Here is a 20590-nt window from a genome sequence, read left to right on the forward strand (position 1 = left end):
AGTAGAAATATTCATAACTTGCACGCACGATCGCAGCAGATCGCAGAGGTATGAAAATAACTTAACGTCTCAACTCCGCCAATTGAATTAACTCGTCTACTACTAAACGTACTCCTAAGCGAATTTTCTCTAAATCAGCGCGAATAGCGTTGTATCGTCTATTATGAGCTGCTCGATCGCCAAGAGCTTTCAATTCGCGCAGAACAGATTTTGTTTCACGCCCCAGTGAAAGCCCACTTTTATCAACAGCATCAGCAATAATTCCTGACAGCATAAAATAATTGCCGTCAGAATCAGCTATACGAGCTTGAGTTTTATTGTGTTCGTAGCACTCAATTAGAAGTGTTTCAACTAACCGACGAAGAAGCACAGATGCACCATCATAAAATCCATATTGAAAGCAACCATTTGCTTGAAAAGCAATTTTTTCAATATAGCCCCTTGTATTTTTCCAGATCGCTTCTGGTAGATAGCCATGCTCTAAATCAACATCAGCAGCTACACCCTCTAGAATTGGCAGAAGCCAACCCTTAATCGTACCGCGCTCAGTTGGCTTAAGCTTAAATCCAGCCTGGCTCTTGAGTGCAAGTTTTGTTTTCACAATCGCTTCCTCAAGTTGCGTTGGGTTAGGATTTCCAAGTCCAGCAGTGTAAATAGTACGTGCGAGTGTGCTTGCTTTTATATATACACCTGTGGTTTCACAGTCATGAAACCACAGAATAGCTAAAGCACGTTGAGCATTTGAAAGCTCAAGCTGATTCAGTCGAATACAAAAATCTTCTAGCTCCATTTATGTGCTACGAACTCTTTTTGCCATTAGAAGCAGGTAAATCATGCTCAACTACGTTCTCACCGTGATTAGTAATTTTGATACTGCCTCGTTCCGAGGTATCAACCCATCCTCTACGTTTTGCAGTATCCCGAATAGATTGAGGCATGTGTTTTGGAGTTTTTCGTTCAACATCCTTGAAACAAGTAAACACATGCTCTGGCGTTACCTTATCTAGCTCCAGAACTCGTTTCAGGTAATAAACCGCTATAGTAATGGCTTGCTCTTGAGTAGATGGTTGTTTCTGAGCATAGAAATCTCTAAACGAAAGCTTATCTTCTGGTCGCAAGTTCAAATCCTTCACGATTGACATAATGGGAGGCTTTGAAGAACTCTTTTTAGGTTTTGAGTTCGCGGTCACACCAGGTAGAAGCTGATTGTCCTGTTCATCCTCAGAATCAATTTCAGAATCTAGCTCCTCGATAAGTTCATCTTCATCAAGAGGAGTTGCAGAAGCTGGTAATATCTTGACAATCTTTGGAGAGGACTGAAAAATTTTGTTGGCGGCTACGTTGATTGCCTGCAAACCTTCCTGAATAGTTTCGTCATCACCCTCAACCTCTGCGAAAAAAACACGGATGCGTCCACGACCACCATTTTTTGCCATTTTTCGTGTGGAAAACTTTAGCTACTTAGTATAGCCTTTGTATCAATTAATGTGCCACCATATCTGGTGCTTCAGCCAGAAAATTTAGAATATTTCTCTATATATGGTATCCAACAAACTGATGTTAGTAGCTAGCAGGTTACTTTAAAGTTACTGTCTCAACCAAGATTTGAAGCAGCTTAACTACTTACTGCCCATCTATTTCTGATGGATAGCTAGAATCTTTCCGTATATCATTCCAACTTAAGTGGATAGGTAGAATTGTTTCGTATATTAAGCGGTTTCTGGAAAATAGGCTGAAGTTTTCTGTATCTCTTCAAGATCGATCGCCCTTCGCTGTAGGTTGAGCTATCACATCCTTACTTGTGAATCAGTCGGTAACGTGAAACCAACCATGACTCGATTGGGCGATCGCATTAAGTTGAGGGATAGGATGCGATCGCGGAACGTTATGATGTAGCGCGGTTGTTAGGCAGTGACCTTAATAAGCGCGACCATCTTTGCTTTGTGCGTTAAAGCCCATTCACCATTCGGCAATTGTGTTGCTTTGAGATCGTCATTTGGGAATTCGACCTCATCTCCTTCAGTGCGATCGCCAATCTCAAGATAGGTTACATTTTCCTGAGATCGATTAATCAGTTGATGGGAGATTCCCATGCCTCACAACTCACCCTTCCTTGTTATGTTAATGGCCTAACAAACCCAAGCTTTCTTTACCTTTCCAGTACCGTTAAACCATAGCATTTCAGCCACCATGCCCGATGCCCTCGGTAATAGAGCGTGATGCTATCTACACCCGTCAGGACTTCTTTCAGTTCAAAATGAAGGTCAGGAATTTGCGCTAACCCCTTCTTCCAGTAAGCTCTCACATCCGCCTTGCCATGTAGAACGCCGTTAGATTCTTCAGCAATCGATGGGATCAAAAGGGAAGCTAACTCGAAGTCATCTGCGTAGTGGCTCAGGACAGCATCGATGTCATGTTGATTCCACCCCTCGATCCAACTGCGGGCAAAGCTTAATGCGAAATCTGCGTTCAGGATTGGCACGATCTGCAAAGACGCTTTGATTGCAAACAAAGCTCGGCACCGCTTCACAGTTCCAGCAGCAGCGCGGCATAGATACCTGCACCCAGAGCGAAAGCCCAAAAGCGGCTATCGCGATCTTCCGGGAGTTCTTCCTTCAGCACGTTCAGGACGACTCCTCCGGCGAGGAAGGCAAACAAGACAGCGATCGCTGCCTCGTGAATTTCGGTTCCGCTCCCAATGACCCATCCCACGATAATCGCCGCCGCCAGTATCCAGCGCCCCTTCTTGTGATAGGCATCCTTATGGTGTTCGCGCAAGCCGTTGTCGTTGACCATGAAATGCAAAGCCATTGCGAAGAAAAACAGAAAAAGACTTTGAAAACCCGGTTCCTCCGGGTGGATTAACAGGTAGCCGATCAAAGCATTGTAAACGGCGAATGAAGCGATGTGCGGCCAGAAGACCCCAGCTTCTGTAACATCTCCATTTCCCGCCTTTTGGTTGCGCTGGCGCGACAGTGTAGCAGCTCGCTCCAGTCCATAAAACACGCTGACGCCTATGAGTGCCACCAGGTAAACGTGGTGTTCCAGAAAGGCAAACCCCCCGTCCAACGTCTCCTTAACCGTCTCCTGTGCCTGACTCAGTTCCGGGAGGATATGGACGAAAATGTAGGCGACAGATACGCCACTCCCGATAGAAAGCCAGATACTGCGAGGGGTGGCATCCAGAAAGCGCAGTTTACCGGAGTAGAGATGTACCAGAGCCAACGCGACTGCAAGGATTGCAGACAGGAAGCGTACGTCAGGATTGAATACCGAAGACTCTGCAACTGCCAACAGCATCTTAGTTGAGAATAGAGAATATTTTTTAGACTGAATATCTTTACTAAAAAGGCACGCCACTCCTCAATAGCGAATCTGAAATCAGTGCCCTTGCTCTTCAGATTGATAGGATTTGGGCACTAAGGCGTCCTCCGCTCAGCCGATTTTTCTGAAGATTCTTCAAGTTTTAAACAGGTTGATTGACTGATAAACTTTCATCTTTAGGCAGGGGATCGGTTCTCTCTCTAGGCGGGGGCAGAACCAGAGCTAGTAGAGGTAATGTTTTGAAGTGGGGTATTCCCTCCTTTTTGCAACATGAGACAGCTATGCAAACTCACTCAGACACCCACTCACCTTCCCCAACTAAACAAAAAATCTCCAATATTTTTCGTCTTATAGGCTGGATTGCCTTCTGGGTAGGTTTAGGATTGGCTGTTGCTTCTGGCATCGCTTTATTATTTGCTATCTCAGGTCGTAACTTTGCCAACGAAGCAAATCCTGCCCTGGGAGTCGGTATATTCTGGGCGGTTTGCGGACTTTTAGCTCTTTTATTTGGTGTCTTTTTATCTTTCCGTTACACTCGCATCGCTAAGCATTTAGCAAATCCTAATTCGGCTGTGCATCCCTCCAAAGCCGATACTGTTCAAGTTCTGCGGCTAGCTTTAATTACAGGTTTGGTGGGAATTTTGTTATGTCTGTTGGGTGGTGGAGCAAGTCTGGGAGTGCTGGTAGCAAAATCTGTATCCCAACCTCCAGGTGTGGCAATCACCGACCCCTACAAGATTATTCGAGCGCTTGATGTTTTTGTGGTGTTAGGGAATTTTAATGGGATTGCCGGTCATTTTGTAAATCTGGTTGCTGCTCTAGGGCTGCTCAAGTGGGTGCATAATCAGTAATAATTTTCCACAACTCTAAGTCCTTGGTTTATTGCTAAAGACTCAGAATTTATCGTTCACAACGCATTAAAAATTTTTAACGACGGCGCTTTGGCGATACTGGTTGATCTTCGACAGTTGATTTTGGATGAACTCGCTCTTGTAGCGCCCACACACTCACCAGCGCTGCGGTTAACGCTCCAATTGTGTCCATAATTAGATCCACAATGGTGTCATCAAGGTCATTGATCACTTGCACAACCCATTCAAATATCTCCCAAAGAGCGCCGATAGCGATTCCGAAGCTAGCGATCGTTAAGATATACAGCAGTCGGTGGTAGCGAAACGGGGTCAGCATTGACTCATACACGAGAAAACTCAGCGCCAGGGTTACAGAAAAGGTTGTAAAGGCATGAGCAATTTCATCGTAGGGTCCCGGTGGGTAAAATAAACCCCAAACCCAGCCACCGGCATTGATCAACGCTGCGACTACAAATAGAAAATCGAACAACGTTGGCAGTTTATTTTCCAGAGTCACAAACATAAACGAAGCCGCGAGGAAGCAGGCGAGTGTAAATGAACCCACCCAGTTCCGGTGATACAATTCAACGGCGATCGCGATCGCTAGTAAGAATTGTCCAACCCATGCTGCTATCCGATATCCTCGCCAATCGCTACTCAGCATCGCTGTTTCCTCATAAATGGGTCATAGGTAAAGAGAGTTTTGAGTTTCGAGTTAGAACAGAGTTCTCTAATTCAAAACTTCAAACTTTTTCCAAATTACTCATTATTAACAAACTATAAACGAAGCAATTAATTTAATTTGCGATCATGCTTCTGGTTTCTGACGGGAAAGCGACTGAATCTCAGTCCGCAATGCAACTATCTCTTCGTGCAACGCGGCAATAGACTTGGCACTCGCTAACTCGGCTTCTTCGTTTTCAGCATCGCGCCCGATAAAGAATGTGGCGAGGGTTGCCGTTACGTAACCAAATACGGTGAAGGCGTACAGCGCTAGGATTAGGTGTAACACGCGACCTTCTGGAGTCTGTGGCACGTATTCGCCACCTATCGTTGTCATTAGCATCGCTGTCCACCAAAGTGCTTCCCCGTAGTCATTCAGTCCATCACCATTAGGAAGGTTGCTTTCAAAGGCATACATCCCTGCGGCTCCCACCAGCATCACCACCAGCGTCAGCGCGATGATGTAGCCAAAACCACGACGACCCATGCTGGCTCGGAGGGCACGCATCCCGCGATTCAGAGAACTAATGACTCGCACCAGCCGCAGCCCCCGGCTGGCTCTGAGTAAGCGAAGTACGCGGGTAATTCGGAAGACGCGCAATGCTGGCAACAATAGGGAAAGGGCGGTTAGCCAGTTTTGCTTGAGATAGACAAATTTGTAAGGAGCCAAAACTAATCGCAAGGCGAAGTCTAGAATAAAGACGATCCAGATGACGTTGCTGATGATTTCCAGAAGGGGATTTAAGCCCCAAATTAGTTCGACAACCAACAACGCCAGCCACCCGAAACCGAGCAATAGCATCGGTGTTTCTAGCGAGTCTTCTAACTGTTGCAGAACTTCGCCTTGTTCTTTTTTGAGTTCCCGTTTTTCAGATGGACTCAGATTGCTCATAAGATTTTTAATGATTCGCACGGCTGAGATTAGTAGAAGTGCAGTGAAATATGCCTCTAGCTAGAGAGCGAACTCCATTACAGTGCGAGATGGTTACAGGGGACGGACACTTATGTAGCTCCAATGCGCCAACTACTTGTACAGGTTCCCCGTGGGTGTGGGAAAACTGTCCTTGACATCGCCCAAGCTTGTGACGGAGCGAATCTTTCCCAGTTTGAAGCGACTGGGGCTGATGAATCTTTAGACGTGGTAATCGTCCACGTCTCGAATGGAAAGGTTGAGGAACTACTCGAACAGTTGCAATCGGTGCCAAAATTGCACGTCACACTGCTTCCGCGTGGAGTCATCGCCTTGCAGCCACCGCCTTTTAAAGCAGCGCAGCAGGTGACAGATGTGCAGGCACGCAGCCCTATCGAAATTTTCCTCTCAGGGCTGCAAAGCGTTGGCTCGTGGAAAGGGTTTCTGGGATATGCAGCGGCGGCGGGTGTGGTGGTCTGGATCGGCTTGTTCACGAATACTAGCTATCTTCTCGTCGCTGCCATGCTGATTGCACCGTTTGCGGGGCCAGCGATGAATACAGCGATCGCTACGGCACGCGGTGATGGAGAACTTCTCGGACGGAGCCTTTTACGATATTTTTCAGCCCTGGCGGTAACAATCCTAGTAACTGGGGCAATCACTTTGATTCTGCGGCAGGAAGTAGTGACATCTTCCATGAACGCAACCAGTACGGTTTCGGCAGTAGCAGTTCTGCTGCCACTGGTTGCAGGTGCGGCAGGCGCTCTGAATCTTGTGCAATCGGAAAGAAGTAGCCTCGTGTCTGGGGCAGCCGTCGGAATGCTCGTTGCGGCTTCGCTGGCACCGCCTGCTGGAGTGGTGGGAATGGCTTGTGCAATGGGTCGCTGGGATATGGCTGTAAACGGCGTCTTTGTACTGTTGCTGCAACTGGTTGGGATTAATCTCTCCGCCTCCCTGATGTTCCGCGTCTATGGTCTGTCTGCTCAAGGTGCCCGCTATAACCGTGGCAAGCGCTGGATATTTCCGTCTGCCTTTGCAGCCACCGCCGTAGCGCTCTTTGGCTTGCTGACTTGGCAGTTTTCCTCCTCCCCAGAGCTTCAGCGCGGTAGCCGCGAACAGCGTGCTGTTGCCCAAATCCAGAAGGTAGTGAATGATAGCGGTTTGGCAAAACTGGTGGAGGCAAATGTTCGATTCACCCCCACGAATATCAAAGGTCAGAACACGCTGTTGGGTACCATTTATGTTCAGCGTCAGGCGGGTGTTACTGAGTCTTCGGAAGAGATTCGCTCTCGCATGACGCAGACGATCCAAAGGCAATTACTGGACAAAAGGTTTAACGTCACCCCTTTAATTGATGTCAGCGTTCTGGAAGCGCCTTAATCGGAAAGTTAAATTAGGAGGGCTAGGAGGGCGGCTGGAGCGTGAATATCGTGATTTCAGGTGGGGCATTAATGCGGAGGGGAACCCGACTGAAACCAATGCCTCGATTTACATATAAGTGATTCCCCGGTTGCCCGTAGTCTTCAATCCAACCAGCGTCATGCACCAGTTCCTCTTCGTCATAGGTGAGCAAAAACCACACGGGCGTCAATCCAAAGGGCAAGAGGTTAATCTGCCCGCCGTGGGTGTGTCCTGCCACTGCTAGCGGTGCGGTACTGGGAGGTAGTGCATCAAAGGTGTTGGGATTGTGCATCATCACTAACCGGGGTGCCGACTTTGGCACCTGAGCTAAAGCAACTAGGGGTTTGTCTTGTTTCGGGAGGTGTGCCCCTATGCCCACCAGGTATAAAGGTTGATTGGCGATCGCTTCTGCCTGATTGCCGGTTCCAGGCAATTCCAGCGCCACGGCTTCATTGTTGAGGACTTGCACACCTATAACTTCTAGTGCTTGACGCATTTGCGTGGCTAACGGCTCATCATTGGAAGTTGCTTTGGAGTTTTTCATCCGATAGTCATGATTGCCCAGCACGGCATAGGTGGGAATGTCTGCCTGGGTTAGCGGACGTACCAGTTCAGCAACTTTGTTGATTTCTTCAGTGGGGTTCTTACCGGGTTCATAGAGAAAGTCACCCGCAATTAGCACGGCGGCGGGACGCTCTTCTATCAGTTGCTTGACAATCCGGCGGATGGTGGAGGTATTACCCAAAGGCATCCCCACCTGCATATCGGAGATTAAGCCAATTTTTTTCCCTTGCCAGCTAGAGGGGAGATCGGGGATTTGTGCAACATACTCTTCCCGATCGATTAAATAGGGTTCGATGGCTAAACCCCAAATCCCGTAGGTACTCAGCACTCCCAATAGGCTAAGTAGGATGTATTTGAGGGTTTTCTGCTTCATCGTTTAAAACTCCTCTAGCGCTTTTACTGCTGCCAAATATCGCTCCTCAATATCCTTTCGGTCTACCTCTTCTGATACCTCTTGTTGGCTGCTGCGCTCGATCATCTGGGCATGACGCAGCAACGCCGCCCGATCTTTCTGGTTGCGGGTGTGGTTGGCGATGAGTGCGATCGCTTCCAGCAATCGAATCCTCACTGCTATATCCGGTTTGCTGTACTGTCGAATCTGGTTAAAGGCAGCATCAACTAATTCTGCAAACGTCACCGGATTCGCGATCGCTCGCAGGTTGTTGTCGTTGTCGTAGCGGTAGGGCGAGGGAAAATCTCTCTCCGCCAGACGGCAAAGTGCAGCGGTTATCTGGTTAATACACTGGATCGCCGTGAACGGATCGTTGATGCCAGGAGAAATGGCACGAGCGGCAATTTCAACTAACTGATTAATGGGGAATTCTATATCCTGTTGTTCGGTGCGTTGCTCGCCAAAAATAAATGCTTGGTTCAGGTGGTGGATGAGTTTTTTATTCACCCGTTCTCCAGGCCAAATCATCACCAGTTCGCTTCCTTCCACAATAAACTTGCCAGGACGATATTTCAGACGCAGGAGGAGGTCTTTTGAGGTGGCGATCTTCATTAACAGCTCGTCATCAATTGCTTGAAGATAACCGCTTTCTTTCGCCAAGATGGGAGCCGCTTCCTTGTCGAACTCGGCTGGGATTTCCGCCACCGACCGCTGCTTTGGTACTGATTTACCCTGCCCGATCTTCTGCGGAAATAAGCGATCGATAGCATTATCCAACTCTCTGCCAACGTCTCTGATGATATGCGATGCCTGCATCGAGGTTGAGACGTGATGGATAAAGTAAATCAGGACGCCGATGCTAGCGATCGCTAGCACCATGCCCATTGTGACGGAAGTTTGCGGCACAAACACGTCGTAATCATCTCCCCGCACGGTTCGCAGTACCAGCAAGCAGTAGATGAATGTACCGATAAATGTGCCCAGGACGACTTGATTGCCCGTATCCTGCATGAAGTTCCGCATCAGTCGTGGGCCGAATTGGGAGGAAGCAAGGGTGAGGGCAACAATCGTAATCGAGAAGGCGGTTCCGGCAACGGTAATCATCGAACCAGCAACAGATGAAAGCAGCGTTCGCGCTCCATCTGGCCCTCCTGTATAGATCCAACCCAAGGACTCTAGCGGGCCAGATTTGCCTGCTCGATCGAGGCTTAGCATTCCGACTGCTAGCGCGATCGCAATCACTGCCATCAGTGTTGGTACGAACCAGTAGCTGGAGTGGAGCGAGTCCCAAAGTTTGCCCAGCTTAATGTTTTTCATCCATCAATTATCGTTGGCAGTTTGAGAGCGATTGGGGTTCTCGTCTCTATGGCTACCATTGCCATCTTTTTGGGCACGCATTTCTGCCAGCTTCCGGAGTGAACCGCCGATGCTACGGGGTTTTGGCACTTCTTTATTACCCGCAGGCCATCCTTCACGCTGACGTGAGCGATCGCCGTCTGTTTCTTCGGTTTGGTCGTGGAACAGGATTTGCTGCGTCGGGAAAGGCATATCGATGCCATTAGCAGTGAGTTTGTTCTTAATGGCAGCGAGAACTTGATCCTGCTTATCGAGAACATCTGCACGTCGCGGCGGCTGTACCCACCAACGGGCGCGGATTTTCACAGTACTGTCAGCCAGCTCTACCACAAGGGCATCGGGAGCTGGATCTTCCAAAACATCATCGACGCTAGCGATCGCTTCCAGAATCAGTTGTTTTGCCCGGTCAATATCGTCGCCGTAACCAATACCCACGTCGTACTGAAGGCGGCGATTCTCGAAAGCAGTGTTCACAGTTACCGAATTTGTGAACAGCTCAGAATTCGGAATCACGATGCGACGACCATCATAGGTTCTAATTGTCGTGGCTCGCGTTTGGATGTTTTCAACCGTCCCCTCAAAATCTTTGAATACGATCTGGTCATCGATCTGGAACGGTTCAGTCAATAGAATTAAGATGCCAGCCAGAAAATTCTGGAGAATATCGCGGAAGGCGAAACCAATTGCCACCCCACTGATACCTAGCAGTTGAACTAAATCTCCAGCTTTGAATGTCGGGATGACGATGGATAATGATACAAATAAACCGACTAAAATAACAATTCCCTGTGACAAACGACCTAGTACCAGCCCCAGATTCCGAGCTTGTCGATGCCTTCTGGTAAGCCGTCTGACTGTCGCCTTAATCGTTCTTGCTGCGAAAAAGAATATCGCAAAGACGATTACTGCTAACACAATATTTGGCAGCATGACAATCAGGCTATCGCTCATTGCCTGAATTTTTTCCCACGCTGTTGATACCGATGTTTCGGGATTCATTACTCTTCGCCGCTTAAAAACTTTCGTTAATATTACTAGGAACTTAATTATTTCGGCTCTGCCTAAGGTTAGTATTTAGACGATGGAAATCCGATAATGAGTAGAGCAGTAGGTCAGCACCAGTCAACTTATCGAATAGCACGGTTAATCATTCTTCATTGTTCAGGCTTCTCGAAAAAATTGAAGATTACCATAGATTTTAGAGACGCGATCGCCCTTATCTCTACACAGTGACGATTCTGGCATCTTTTGACTAACCTAACCGTATTGATTGCACAAGCGCAGCCGATTAACCTCTAAGAGCCGCCGCCACCCAGTACGCAACCGCCTTAGTGATCGAGCATTTGTTATCGAGTATTTGTGAGCGGCACCCGCCAAATTTTGATAGTACTGTCACCACTGCCAGTAGCAATTGTCTGCCCATCCGGGCTAATCACAATACATTTAACCCAGCTAGAATGCCCGGTAAGCGTGCGAATTTCTTCACCCGTTGAAAGATTCCAAATTCTAATTGTTTTGTCCGCACTGCCACTCACTAAAGTTTGTCCATCTGAGCTAATTGCAACCGAATTCACATAGTTAGAATGCCCGGTGAGGGTGTGAATTTCTTTCCCAATGTTTAAATCCCAGATTTTAACTGTTTTATCGGCACTAGCACTGGCTAAAATCTGCCCATCCGGGCTAATCGCAACGGAATTAACAGGTTGAGAATGACCCTGAAGCGTACGGATTTCTTTGCCCGTAGAAATATCCCAAATTTTAATCGTTTTATCGGCGCTGCCACTGGCTAAAATCGTCCCATCTGGGCTAATTGCAACGGAATTAATAGGTTGAGAATGACCCTGAAGCGTGCGGATTTCTTTACCTGTATAAATATTCCAGATTTTAATCGTTTTATCGGCGCTCCCGCTGGCTAGAGTCTTCCAATCAAAGCTAATCGCAACAGAATTAATAGGGTCAGAATGTCCTTTTAATCTACGAATTTCTTGACCAGTGGAGATATTTAAAACTTTAATTGTTTTATCGGCGCTGCCACTTATTAATGTATTTCCCTCTGGGCTAATCGCTAGAGAATTCACGTAGCTGTCATGCCCTTTTATGACGCGAATCTCTTTGGCTGTAGACTTCTTCCAAATTCTAATTGTTTTATCGGCACTACTACTGGCTAAAATTTGCCCATCCGGGCTAATCGCTAGAGAATTTACCTGGCTTTCATGCCCATGAAGCGTTTTAACTCCCGAAAGATTTTCATAAGCGATGACTTTGGGCGCGTCTTGGTAAGATAGTTTCCAAATTCCATATCCTCCTAATCCGACCAAGCAAGTAACAGCTCCCCCCACCAACCATCTATTTTTATTTTTCTTACCAACAATGATCGTTGGAGCTAATGAAGGTTTCCAAGGGGGAAGTATACCAACAACTGACCCGATACCGATCAGACTAAAGTTAGGGGAAGATTTATGTCGAGATAAAGATTGTGAAATTTTAGCGAGGTCATCTAAAATTTCTTGAGTATTTTTGTGCCGCGCTCCGGCGGTAGGAGCCATCAGTTTATCAATAAAATCTGCCAATAAAGGTGAAATACCCGGTGCATGGTTGCGCCAATTAAATTTATCCGTTAAAGGTTCATAAATTGCGCGATCCGTTGCTTGTTTGCCAGTCAATAAATAAACAAAACTACGCCCTAATGCATAAAAATCTGATTGGGGTACGGCATGACCCTTTTCTTGCTCTGGAGGCGTATAGCCAGCGGAACTAATCCTTGTGACACTGCCTGCACCACCGACTTCGGCAAGGTAAGTATAGGTCATCTCCCTGGCAGTGCCAAAGTCAATCAAGACCAGATGCCCTGTGGAGCGCATCATGATATTTGCGGGTTTAATGTCTCGATGGAAATAGTTTTTTTGGTGGACAAGATGTAAAATCTCAGCGAGCTGTTTTAACCAGTCAAGAGCTAGCTGCTGATCGAGAGGGCGATCGCCCTGTTGTTGCATCCACTCTTTTAAGTTAGGCCCATCAATTTTCTCCATGATGATGCCATAAACTGGCTCTCGGCTGTTTCTGGGATAAAACTGGAAGTATCCATCTGGCTCAACTTTGGGGATACCGGGATGATTCAGCTGACTTAATACAATGGCTTCTTGCTGAAATAGCTCGACGACTCTGGCATTCGTGTTGTGATCTTTTTTGAGGATCTTCAGGATTTTGGGCGTTGCACCCTCGTAGGCTTCATAAATATTGCCGAAGCCGCTGTTGTCACTCAATAGGCGCATGACCTGATAGCGACCTTGTACCAGCAACTCTGAGCCACAATTGCGGCAGATACGGTTGTTGGCGTTGGCTGGATCGTTAGGTTTAGGGCAGCTGGGATTGATGCAGTAGCTCATAGATAGCTACAGAATTGTCATATCCCTAATATATGTTGGGAATTTTTAATTATCCACCTATTGCTAGAGGATGCAAGTCCGATAGTTGTTATAGAGCAAGGATTTTAGCTGGCGACAAAAAAAGACGGGATGGGCAAGCCTATCCCCCAAAATTTAGTCAGGACTTTCACAGTGAAAGCTTGAAACCTAGATCCCTCCTAGCCGCCTGATAAATTGAAGCAAACCGGAAAAGTCCCCAATTTATTAGGCATTTAGGAAGATATCCCTATCAGTCCTATTGGTTTGAAATTATACTTTATTCTATTTTATGGATACAAAAGAAGTCTGTTGTTGTCGGTTTTAAGGTATTTAAAAACTACGAATATATTATCTTGAATTGAATTAGACTCTCTCCGAACTTATCTTATATAGTTAAGATTATCGATTTAATGATATATCTTAAAATTGTCTATTCTTGCGACAATGCTTAAACTAAATAGCCTTCAATTGAACTAAGCACCGAGCCTAACTTAGAGTCAAATAGCCTTCAATTAAGGTTAGGTAATGCATTTCCTTGTAAGGCAGGGAAAATCATTTAAAGCCTCTCTCCGAGAGAGAAGGAGAGAGCCTGGAACAGAGGTTTGCTAATTCTTATTCTCAGAGTCAGCCAAGGGCTGAATAGATTCTTCACCCCAGTAAGCGGAGGGTAAAGCCTTTCCGATGGGTTGGCGCTGTACAGACTTTAATTGCAACGCCTTCTTTGCGGCAATGGGTGCCAAGGAAGGCGATGAAGGGGGGAGCAAAGAATTATTCTGCTGTGTTCCAATTCCGGTTTTTTGATTGACTGCTGCTGATACGGGTTCTAGAGCCTGAGCCACTTGAACCTGCTGCTGTAGGTCTTCTGTTGAAGACACTAGATTGCTGAGTCCATTCACCAAATTTCGTAAATTGTTGCGGAAAGCTTCGTCCCCTGTCAAATCATCCAGGTCAGATGTAATTTTCTGAGCATTTTCAAACGTCATCCGCGCTGAGTCTAAGGTTTGTTGCAACACAACCAAATTGGTTGGACTGTTAAGAGCGGTGGAAAGATCGCGAAAGTTAGCCGATGCCTGCGCTGCATTAAGGGACGCTTGCGCCGCATTTGCAGACAGGAGTTCTAAGTTCCGCCGCAGTTGTCCACCTCCAAACTGGGTGACTTGTCCATTTAGGTTACTCGCACTCAGGCGCAACTGTTCGCTAGCTTGGCTAAAGTTGTTCAAGGTACTGACAAGAGTCGTGCGGTTGGCGACAACTAGACCATTCAGATTATCAACAAGCTGATTGAGCTGGGTGGCAGTCACGCTATATTGATTCGCGGTTTTAGAAATTTGGTTTGCTGCCAAACCAACTTGATTGGTAGTTTGATTGGCAGCACTCGTCACTGAATTGGCTGCGACTGAGAAGGTTTTAATTTCTTGTTGCACTGAGCGACTTAAACCCGTGAGTTCGCGGGTAAGTTGAGATACCCCAACGGCGGCGACGCTAGTATTTTTAGCAACTGAGTTGAGGTTAGCAAAGAATGTGGGGTCACTGTAGAGATTGGCGATGCGGGTAGTGCTGCGAAGCAGTTCATCAAAACTGACCCCAATTTGACCTTGCACACGATCCTCGTCACAAACAATCAAGCTAGACTGGCATTGCGGATCGAGCGGATTCGCCACCTTAGCGTCTGGCTGGAAGGGCTTCAGGGGAGTAATATCAATTGAGGTTTCGCTGAGCAGACCGGATTGATTGGCTTCAACAACGACATCACGCGGAATTAGTAAGTCAGCCGGTGAAATTTGCATTACCACATCGACGCCATTCGAGCTTGGATTGATGGCGGTAATTTTCCCAACATTGACGCCGCGATAGCGGACGGGTGCGCCAGCTTGCATCCCGCCAGCATTGGCAAATTCCGCCACGACTGTGTAGCTACGGCTACCGGGGTTCAGCCCGCGTATCCACAAAATCAGACCCCCAAATAAGAAAAGGGACAGCAGGATTAACAAACCGACGGAGCCTTCTCGAACCGTTCGCGATCGCATCTGTTTTCCTCATACCATTAACAATTAAGAATTAAAAATGCAAGCATTTTTAATTCTGCCTTTCTTAATTTTTAATTTTTAATTGATTTTAGCCGATGACGTGAATTGGGCCAGTCACACTCCCACTAAAAAATTGTTGAACGATAGGATTGTCGGTAGTATCAATCTCGCTAACGGCACCTTCCCACTGTACTTGTCCCTGATAGAGAAATACCACGCGGTTAGCAGTGCGGCGAATGGTACTTTCTTGGTGCGTCACCATGACATAACTGCTACAACCGCCAGGGATTTGCTGCAACTGACGAACTAAATCCTCAATGACTGTCGAAGCAATGGGGTCAAGACCAGCGGTAGGTTCATCATAGAGTAAAACTTCTGGGTTGTCTTGGGGATGGTCTGGATTGGACATAATCGCACGGGCGAAGCTCACCCGTTTCCGCATTCCACCCGACAATTGCGAGGGGTAGCGATCGCTGACTCCCGGCAACCCAACCATCTCTAGCTTTTCCTCCACCAATTCTCGTATCCGCCGACGCGACAGTTTAGAACGCTGAAACAGCAGAAAGCCGACATTCTCTTCCACCGTCAGCGAATCGAATAAAGCCGCTTGTTGGAACACCATCCCAATTCCCAGGGGATCTTCGGCATCTTCAATTAAGCCGCGACGCCGTTTTCCCAGAATATAAACTTCACCGGCATCAGGAGCTAAAAGTCCGGCAATAATCCGCAAAATCGTCGATTTACCAGTCCCGGAGGGGCCAATAATTGCCAGCGCATCGTTCTGATAAATTGTCAGATTGACCCCATCTAAGATGACATTGTTGCCAAAGGATTTACAAATTCCCTTGAGTTCGATGAGTGGCTCTGGCATAGGGAGATTGGGGATTGGTAAAAAGTTTTGAGTTTTGAGTTTTGAATTAAAGAACTCTTTTATAACTCAAAATTCAACGCCCATAAATTAAAAGTTTTTGTTTTAAATTTATGGGCATTGAATCAAAAAACTCTCTAATCATTCAACACTCAACACACTCTCATGCCTGATTACCGAACGCTCTGACGAACTCCATTGGCTGAAGCTGCGTTGGTGTCTGCTGAGGACGCTTCCAGTCCAAAGACGCGACCAAACACTTTTTCCACCTTGTAGCCGGAATCAATCGACTCCAAGGGGTCTTTGCGGAGCCGGTGACGCAGACACAGAGTGATGACGCGGCGGATATCGTCTACGGTGACTTCAGTGCGTCCTTCTAGGGCAGCGATCGCGCGAGCGGCTCGGTTGATCACCATATCGCCCCGCAAGCCGTCTACATCCAATTCCGAGCAAACTTCCGAGATTTTTACCCGCAAGTCATAGTCCATCGTCACTGAGATCAGGCGTTCCTGAGCGCTGACGAGCTTTTGTTGCAATGCTTGTTGCTGAGGAAGATATTTTTCCAGAAACTTCGGGGGATTTTGGTCAAACTCAGCCCGTTGCTCCACAATTTCCACTCGCAGCGCCGGTTCCTTCACTGTGCGAATTTCTGCGTGCATTCCAAAGCGGTCGAGCAGTTGAGGTCGCAGTTCGCCTTCTTCCGGGTTGCCGGAACCAACGAGAACAAATCTCGCCGGGTGACGGATGGAAATTCCTTCCCGTTCGACGGTGTTCCAGCCACTTGCCGCTGAGTCAAGTAGTACATCGACTAGGTGGTCGTCAAGTAGGTTGACTTCATCCACATAGAGAATCCCCCGGTTAGCTTTGGCGAGGAGTCCGGGTTCAAAGGCTCTAACTCCTTGAGATAAAGCTTTTTCAATGTCGATAGTGCCGCAGACGCGGTCTTCTGTCGCACCAAGCGGCAGGTCAACCATTGTGACTTTTTTCTGGGCGATGGGAATTTCTTCCTGTTTCGCCACGCGATCGCGCACGCTGTCGCTCATCAAATCGGGATCGCTGGGATGACTATTAAACGGGTCATCAGCCACGACTTCGATTTCTGGCAACAGGTCAGCCAAAGCCCGGATCGTGGTGGATTTGCCCGTTCCGCGATCGCCCATAATCATCACGCCGCCAATGTAGGGGTCAATCACATTCAGCAGCAAGGCCAGTTTCATCTCTTCCTGACCCACGATAGCAGTGAAAGGAAAAACGACACGGCGTGCCGTAGGGGACGCTGAGGCTGTCGGACTCACAGAATTGTTACCCATCTTATTATTCACCGCCTTTCATTGTGCCACTTTTCGCTTCATCCGAACCGAAAATTCCGAATCCATTGAGGATGCGTGAATTCAGAATTTTACCGAACAGTACCGAACGGTATGGGTTCATTTCCTGCGCGATCGCTTCTTTTCGGTAAATCTCTAGCCAAAACATTTTCTGAACCCTGCCAACTCCCCAGCACTCGGATTTTTACATGGGAGGGGTGGGAAGCTGTTTCAAATCATTTAGCACCTCTGTAACCGACTGGTAACGAGTCACAAAGTGAAAGCGCACCATTTTATCCAAAATCTCGGCAAATTCGTCTCTAACTGAGGCAAATTCGCGCCAATTGATGTTGCCGGTGTTCCGGTCAGTTTCCAGCTTGCTGGGAGGTATCCCCGTTACTGCCTCGACCCCAATCATGCCCAAAGCATAGATATCACTGCTGAACCTAGGGTGGCCGTCATATTGCTCAGCCGGAGTGTAACCACGGGTACCAATGGCAATCGTGCGGTTTTCCTGGTCGTTCTCTTCTTGGGGTTGAATCTGTTTTACAGCACCAAAGTCAATTAAAACTAAGCGACCGTCTTTTTCGCGGCGAATAATATTACTCGGCTTAATATCCCGGTGGATGACTTGGTTTTCATGGATAAATACCAGAATTTCCAGAACCCCGCACAAGATTTCCACCACTTGCGCTTCCGGTAGGCGCTTATCTATCAACAGTTCGTCCGTGAGCGGATGACCTTTAATAAATTCTTCGACTAAATAGAATTCTTTGTTTTCTTCAAAATAGGCAAGTAACTGCGGAATCTGAGAATGGTGCCCCAAACTTTCTAGAATGGCGGCTTCCGTAAAAAATAGCCGATTCGCCAATTTTAAGAATTTTTCATCCCGAAGCGCAGGCATTAAATGCTTAACCGCACACAGGGGCTTACCCGGTCGCTTGGTATCTTCTGCCAGATACGTATGACCAAACCCGCCCGAAGCCAGAGGCCGAAGGATCTTGTAGCGTCCCATCAATAGAGACGGGCTTAGGGAGTCGTTATGCTTTATGGGAGAGGAATCTATTAATGGCGGACGCTCTATCCGCTCAGGTTCTGTAATTACCTCTAGTCCAGGCTGCCACGGCTGAGTCTCATCATTATCATCATCATAATTATCGCGATTGGGCAGAACCGTTACGGATGAAGGCGCGATCGCTGTTGCTACCTCTGCTTCTTCCTCAATCTTTGGTTCCTGATTTTTCTGTTGGAGAAGTGCTTGCATCTGTGCCAGGTTGATTTGCTGTTCCTGAACCAGAAGCACAATTTTTTTCTGATTTTGTTCGGCTTGGTGAGCGCTATAAGCCACGACACCAGCAGCCGTCCCCACCAACGCGATCGCAGAGGGAACCACTGGCACCCATCCCGCTTGGGTAAACAGCACCCAACACGTCCCAAACAAGACACCCAGCGCCGCTACCTGTCCCAATAATAAATGCCCTGGATGCCGCAGCCGCAAAGCCATCAATCCGCCAGTTACAGACCAACCCAGCACCCACAAAGCTTCTCCCCAATCCGACCAGAACCAAAATAAACGACGCCCATCCAGGACAGCACTGAGCATCTGGCTCACCAGCTGGGCATGAGTGACAACCCCAGGCATTTTCCGATTTCCCTTCTGTGAGCCGCTATAGGGAGTATAGAAAGCGTCATCAATGCTGGAAGCAGTAACGCCGATGAGAACGATGCGGTCTTTTACCCAGCTAGGGTCAAACTGACCGTTGATGACTTGACTCATCGTTATCTGATTGGAAGGGCGGTTGGCAGAGCGGTAATTGAGAATAATTTGGTACCCCCGCGCATCCATGCCTTGATATCCTCCATCGTTAGCCTCTAGAGGTTTGAAGACAGTGTTTTTCCAGCTCAGATGCTCTGCGGTTTCTGGAGCAACGATTCCTTCTTTTTCTAAGTAACGTTGTACGAGCTGGAAGCCTAAGGAATTGGGGTTGGGGCAGGGTTCGTGTGCAGAGGGAGAAAGAAATAACAAAGCCCGCCGCAGAACGCCATCACGGTCAACCTTAACGTCGCTGAAGCCAACCCGACTCTCTGAGACGCTTGGGGGTGCAGCATTCCCAGGACTTTCGGAGTCTTTAACTTTACACACGGGAATGATGCGACTATCCTTTCGCATCAGAGCCGCCAATTCTGCATGACCAGGCTGTACGGGCAAATCACGAAAGATATCTAATCCAATGACACGCGGTTCGTTTGCCAGCAGTTTTGTCAGCATCTGATGCATTCGTTCATCAGACAACGGGTATTGCTTGTAGGTTTGGATGTCTGCTTCGGTGACAGCGACGACCAAGATGCGGGGATCTGGCTTTTCGGCTGGTCGTAACCGGATCATCTGGTCATAAGCACCCAGTTCCAGCGTTTCTAGCAGACCTTGTTGCCGGACTCCCAGCACTAAGAGGGAGACCACCACACTGACCACAAGGGCTGGTTGTCCCAAAATGAAGGTAGCAGTGCGTCTTAGGTGCGATCGCACGGTATGAAAATTCCCTTTTGAAAGCCGATCTATCACAGGAACGTTGTCAGGTTAGAACGTAAGAAGCTTAATTAGAAAAGGTTGGAATGGTTAAAATGTATCGCTCGTAAGGAGCGATCGCTACGAGGTATGAGAATGCTTACAGTGTACAAATTTGCAGTTACAAATTTGCCAAGTCACCCTAGCCCTGCTGTCCGGCAACAGCCCGCGTCTGCCACTAAAAGCCTGCACGGCTTTTGCGAATAAATGCCTCTCCCTATTTGCATTCTAATATTCGTAACTAACTGTGAGTATGATTCTGCCGTTTCGATCGATCTATTATTTTGCTTTAGTCCTTTGTCGCTCTAGCTCTTCTTTACCATAATTAAGTCTTGGCTGTAACTCTCTTAGGTGGTTATTTTTCTAACAATTTTACTGGATCTACACTCGTAGCTAGTTTTGGGGTTGGCAGATTCCTGAACAATTGAGACTACGAGGCGAGAGGAGGTAAGTTTGGGAATAGGGACGAATAAAAATAGCTTCATCTTTTTCCTCTAAAAAAAACATTTTTATAGTAATAACTTGCTGCCTTACCAGTGATAATAATTATTTTTTGATCTCTAATTTAGATTCCTTGTTAACATTACTCTATCTTTATCTTTCTTCTCACCTTCTTTTAATGCTAAATCCTTAACGATTTTGCCTTTACAATTCATTTATTTTGAAATATTATTAATAATTAAAAACATAGCCGCCGAAAGTATAAAAGTTTTTTATAAAACAATATTTTTGTCTTTTTTTACCTATTTGGTTTTATCTTGATGCAACAAAATTAAATTAACGATCCTTAATTCCTTCTTGATTTCAGCCCAAAGCTTGCGCTCTACCCAAAGATTTAGGGGTTAATTTTTCTGAAGTCAGGATTATTTTCCTAAAATCAGCCAAGAAGCGATAGCTG

Annotated in this window: 18 protein-coding genes; 2 read left to right on the forward strand and 16 right to left on the reverse strand. The window is 47.1% G+C overall.

Annotated features, from left to right (window positions below):
- Positions 1 to 61: 61 nt before the first annotated feature.
- From H6H02_RS10200 to H6H02_RS10220, 5 genes are all read right to left on the reverse strand, one after another.
- Positions 62 to 790, reverse strand: coding sequence for a hypothetical protein (locus H6H02_RS10200; RefSeq protein WP_190817203.1), 729 nt, complete (start codon positions 788 to 790; stop codon positions 62 to 64).
- A gap of 7 nt (positions 791 to 797) precedes the next feature.
- The gene (locus H6H02_RS10205; protein WP_190817205.1) at positions 798 to 1436 is read right to left on the reverse strand and encodes a hypothetical protein; all 639 of its coding nucleotides are present in this window, start codon (positions 1434 to 1436) and stop codon (positions 798 to 800) included.
- A gap of 468 nt (positions 1437 to 1904) precedes the next feature.
- Positions 1905 to 2093: a hypothetical protein gene (locus H6H02_RS10210; protein WP_199329097.1), complete on the reverse strand. Its 189-nt coding sequence runs from the start codon at positions 2091 to 2093 to the stop codon at positions 1905 to 1907.
- 56 nt (positions 2094 to 2149) lie between these two features.
- Positions 2150 to 2482, reverse strand: coding sequence for a nuclear transport factor 2 family protein (locus H6H02_RS10215; RefSeq protein ID WP_199329098.1), 333 nt, complete (start codon positions 2480 to 2482; stop codon positions 2150 to 2152).
- Between the two features lie 44 nt (positions 2483 to 2526).
- Positions 2527 to 3300 carry a hypothetical protein gene (locus tag H6H02_RS10220; protein ID WP_190817394.1) on the reverse strand — a complete coding sequence of 258 codons (774 nt, stop codon included), beginning with the start codon at positions 3298 to 3300 and terminating at the stop codon, positions 2527 to 2529.
- 305 nt (positions 3301 to 3605) lie between these two features.
- Here H6H02_RS10220 and H6H02_RS10225 point away from each other — a divergent pair, with 305 nt between their 5' ends.
- Positions 3606 to 4175 carry a DUF3611 family protein gene (locus H6H02_RS10225; protein ID WP_190817207.1) on the forward strand — a complete coding sequence of 190 codons (570 nt, stop codon included), beginning with the start codon at positions 3606 to 3608 and terminating at the stop codon, positions 4173 to 4175.
- A gap of 76 nt (positions 4176 to 4251) precedes the next feature.
- Here the strand turns inward: H6H02_RS10225 and H6H02_RS10230 are convergent, their stop codons facing one another.
- On the reverse strand, positions 4252 to 4839 hold the full coding sequence (locus tag H6H02_RS10230; protein ID WP_190817209.1) for a hypothetical protein: 588 nt from the start codon (positions 4837 to 4839) through the stop codon (positions 4252 to 4254).
- Positions 4840 to 4983: 144 nt separating this feature from the next.
- The gene (locus H6H02_RS10235) at positions 4984 to 5790 is read right to left on the reverse strand and encodes an ion transporter (RefSeq protein ID WP_190817211.1); all 807 of its coding nucleotides are present in this window, start codon (positions 5788 to 5790) and stop codon (positions 4984 to 4986) included.
- A 123-nt stretch (positions 5791 to 5913) separates the two neighbouring features.
- Here H6H02_RS10235 and H6H02_RS10240 point away from each other — a divergent pair, with 123 nt between their 5' ends.
- Positions 5914 to 7188 (forward strand): DUF389 domain-containing protein, encoded by a 1275-nt coding sequence (locus tag H6H02_RS10240; protein ID WP_190817213.1) that lies wholly within the window; start codon positions 5914 to 5916, stop codon positions 7186 to 7188.
- Positions 7189 to 7210: 22 nt separating this feature from the next.
- Here H6H02_RS10240 and H6H02_RS10245 read toward each other — a convergent pair whose 3' ends face one another.
- From H6H02_RS10245 to H6H02_RS27075, 9 genes are all read right to left on the reverse strand, one after another.
- Positions 7211 to 8146 (reverse strand): metallophosphoesterase, encoded by a 936-nt coding sequence (locus tag H6H02_RS10245; protein WP_190817215.1) that lies wholly within the window; start codon positions 8144 to 8146, stop codon positions 7211 to 7213.
- Positions 8147 to 8149: 3 nt separating this feature from the next.
- The gene (locus H6H02_RS10250) at positions 8150 to 9481 is read right to left on the reverse strand and encodes a DUF2254 domain-containing protein (RefSeq protein ID WP_190817217.1); all 1332 of its coding nucleotides are present in this window, start codon (positions 9479 to 9481) and stop codon (positions 8150 to 8152) included.
- 3 nt (positions 9482 to 9484) lie between these two features.
- A complete protein-coding gene (locus H6H02_RS10255; protein ID WP_190817220.1) occupies positions 9485 to 10519 on the reverse strand; it encodes a mechanosensitive ion channel family protein in 1035 nt (344 codons plus the stop codon).
- Between the two features lie 347 nt (positions 10520 to 10866).
- Positions 10867 to 12906 (reverse strand): serine/threonine-protein kinase, encoded by a 2040-nt coding sequence (locus H6H02_RS10260; RefSeq protein ID WP_190817222.1) that lies wholly within the window; start codon positions 12904 to 12906, stop codon positions 10867 to 10869.
- A 623-nt stretch (positions 12907 to 13529) separates the two neighbouring features.
- Positions 13530 to 14951, reverse strand: a complete 1422-nt coding sequence (locus H6H02_RS10265) for an MlaD family protein (RefSeq protein WP_190817224.1) — start codon at positions 14949 to 14951, stop codon at positions 13530 to 13532.
- 88 nt (positions 14952 to 15039) lie between these two features.
- Positions 15040 to 15822, reverse strand: coding sequence for an ABC transporter ATP-binding protein (locus tag H6H02_RS10270; protein ID WP_190817226.1), 783 nt, complete (start codon positions 15820 to 15822; stop codon positions 15040 to 15042).
- Between the two features lie 170 nt (positions 15823 to 15992).
- Positions 15993 to 17114, reverse strand: a complete 1122-nt coding sequence (bchI, locus tag H6H02_RS10275; protein WP_190817396.1) for a magnesium chelatase ATPase subunit I — start codon at positions 17112 to 17114, stop codon at positions 15993 to 15995.
- Between the two features lie 19 nt (positions 17115 to 17133).
- Entirely contained in the window at positions 17134 to 17295 is a 162-nt protein-coding gene (locus H6H02_RS10280) for a hypothetical protein (protein WP_190817229.1), read from the reverse strand.
- 36 nt (positions 17296 to 17331) lie between these two features.
- The gene (locus H6H02_RS27075) at positions 17332 to 19689 is read right to left on the reverse strand and encodes a CHASE2 domain-containing serine/threonine-protein kinase (protein WP_347342598.1); all 2358 of its coding nucleotides are present in this window, start codon (positions 19687 to 19689) and stop codon (positions 17332 to 17334) included.
- Positions 19690 to 20590 lie beyond the last annotated feature (901 nt).

The organism is Coleofasciculus sp. FACHB-1120, assembly GCF_014698845.1.
In the GTDB taxonomy this organism is placed as follows: Bacteria; Cyanobacteriota; Cyanobacteriia; order Cyanobacteriales; family FACHB-T130; genus FACHB-T130.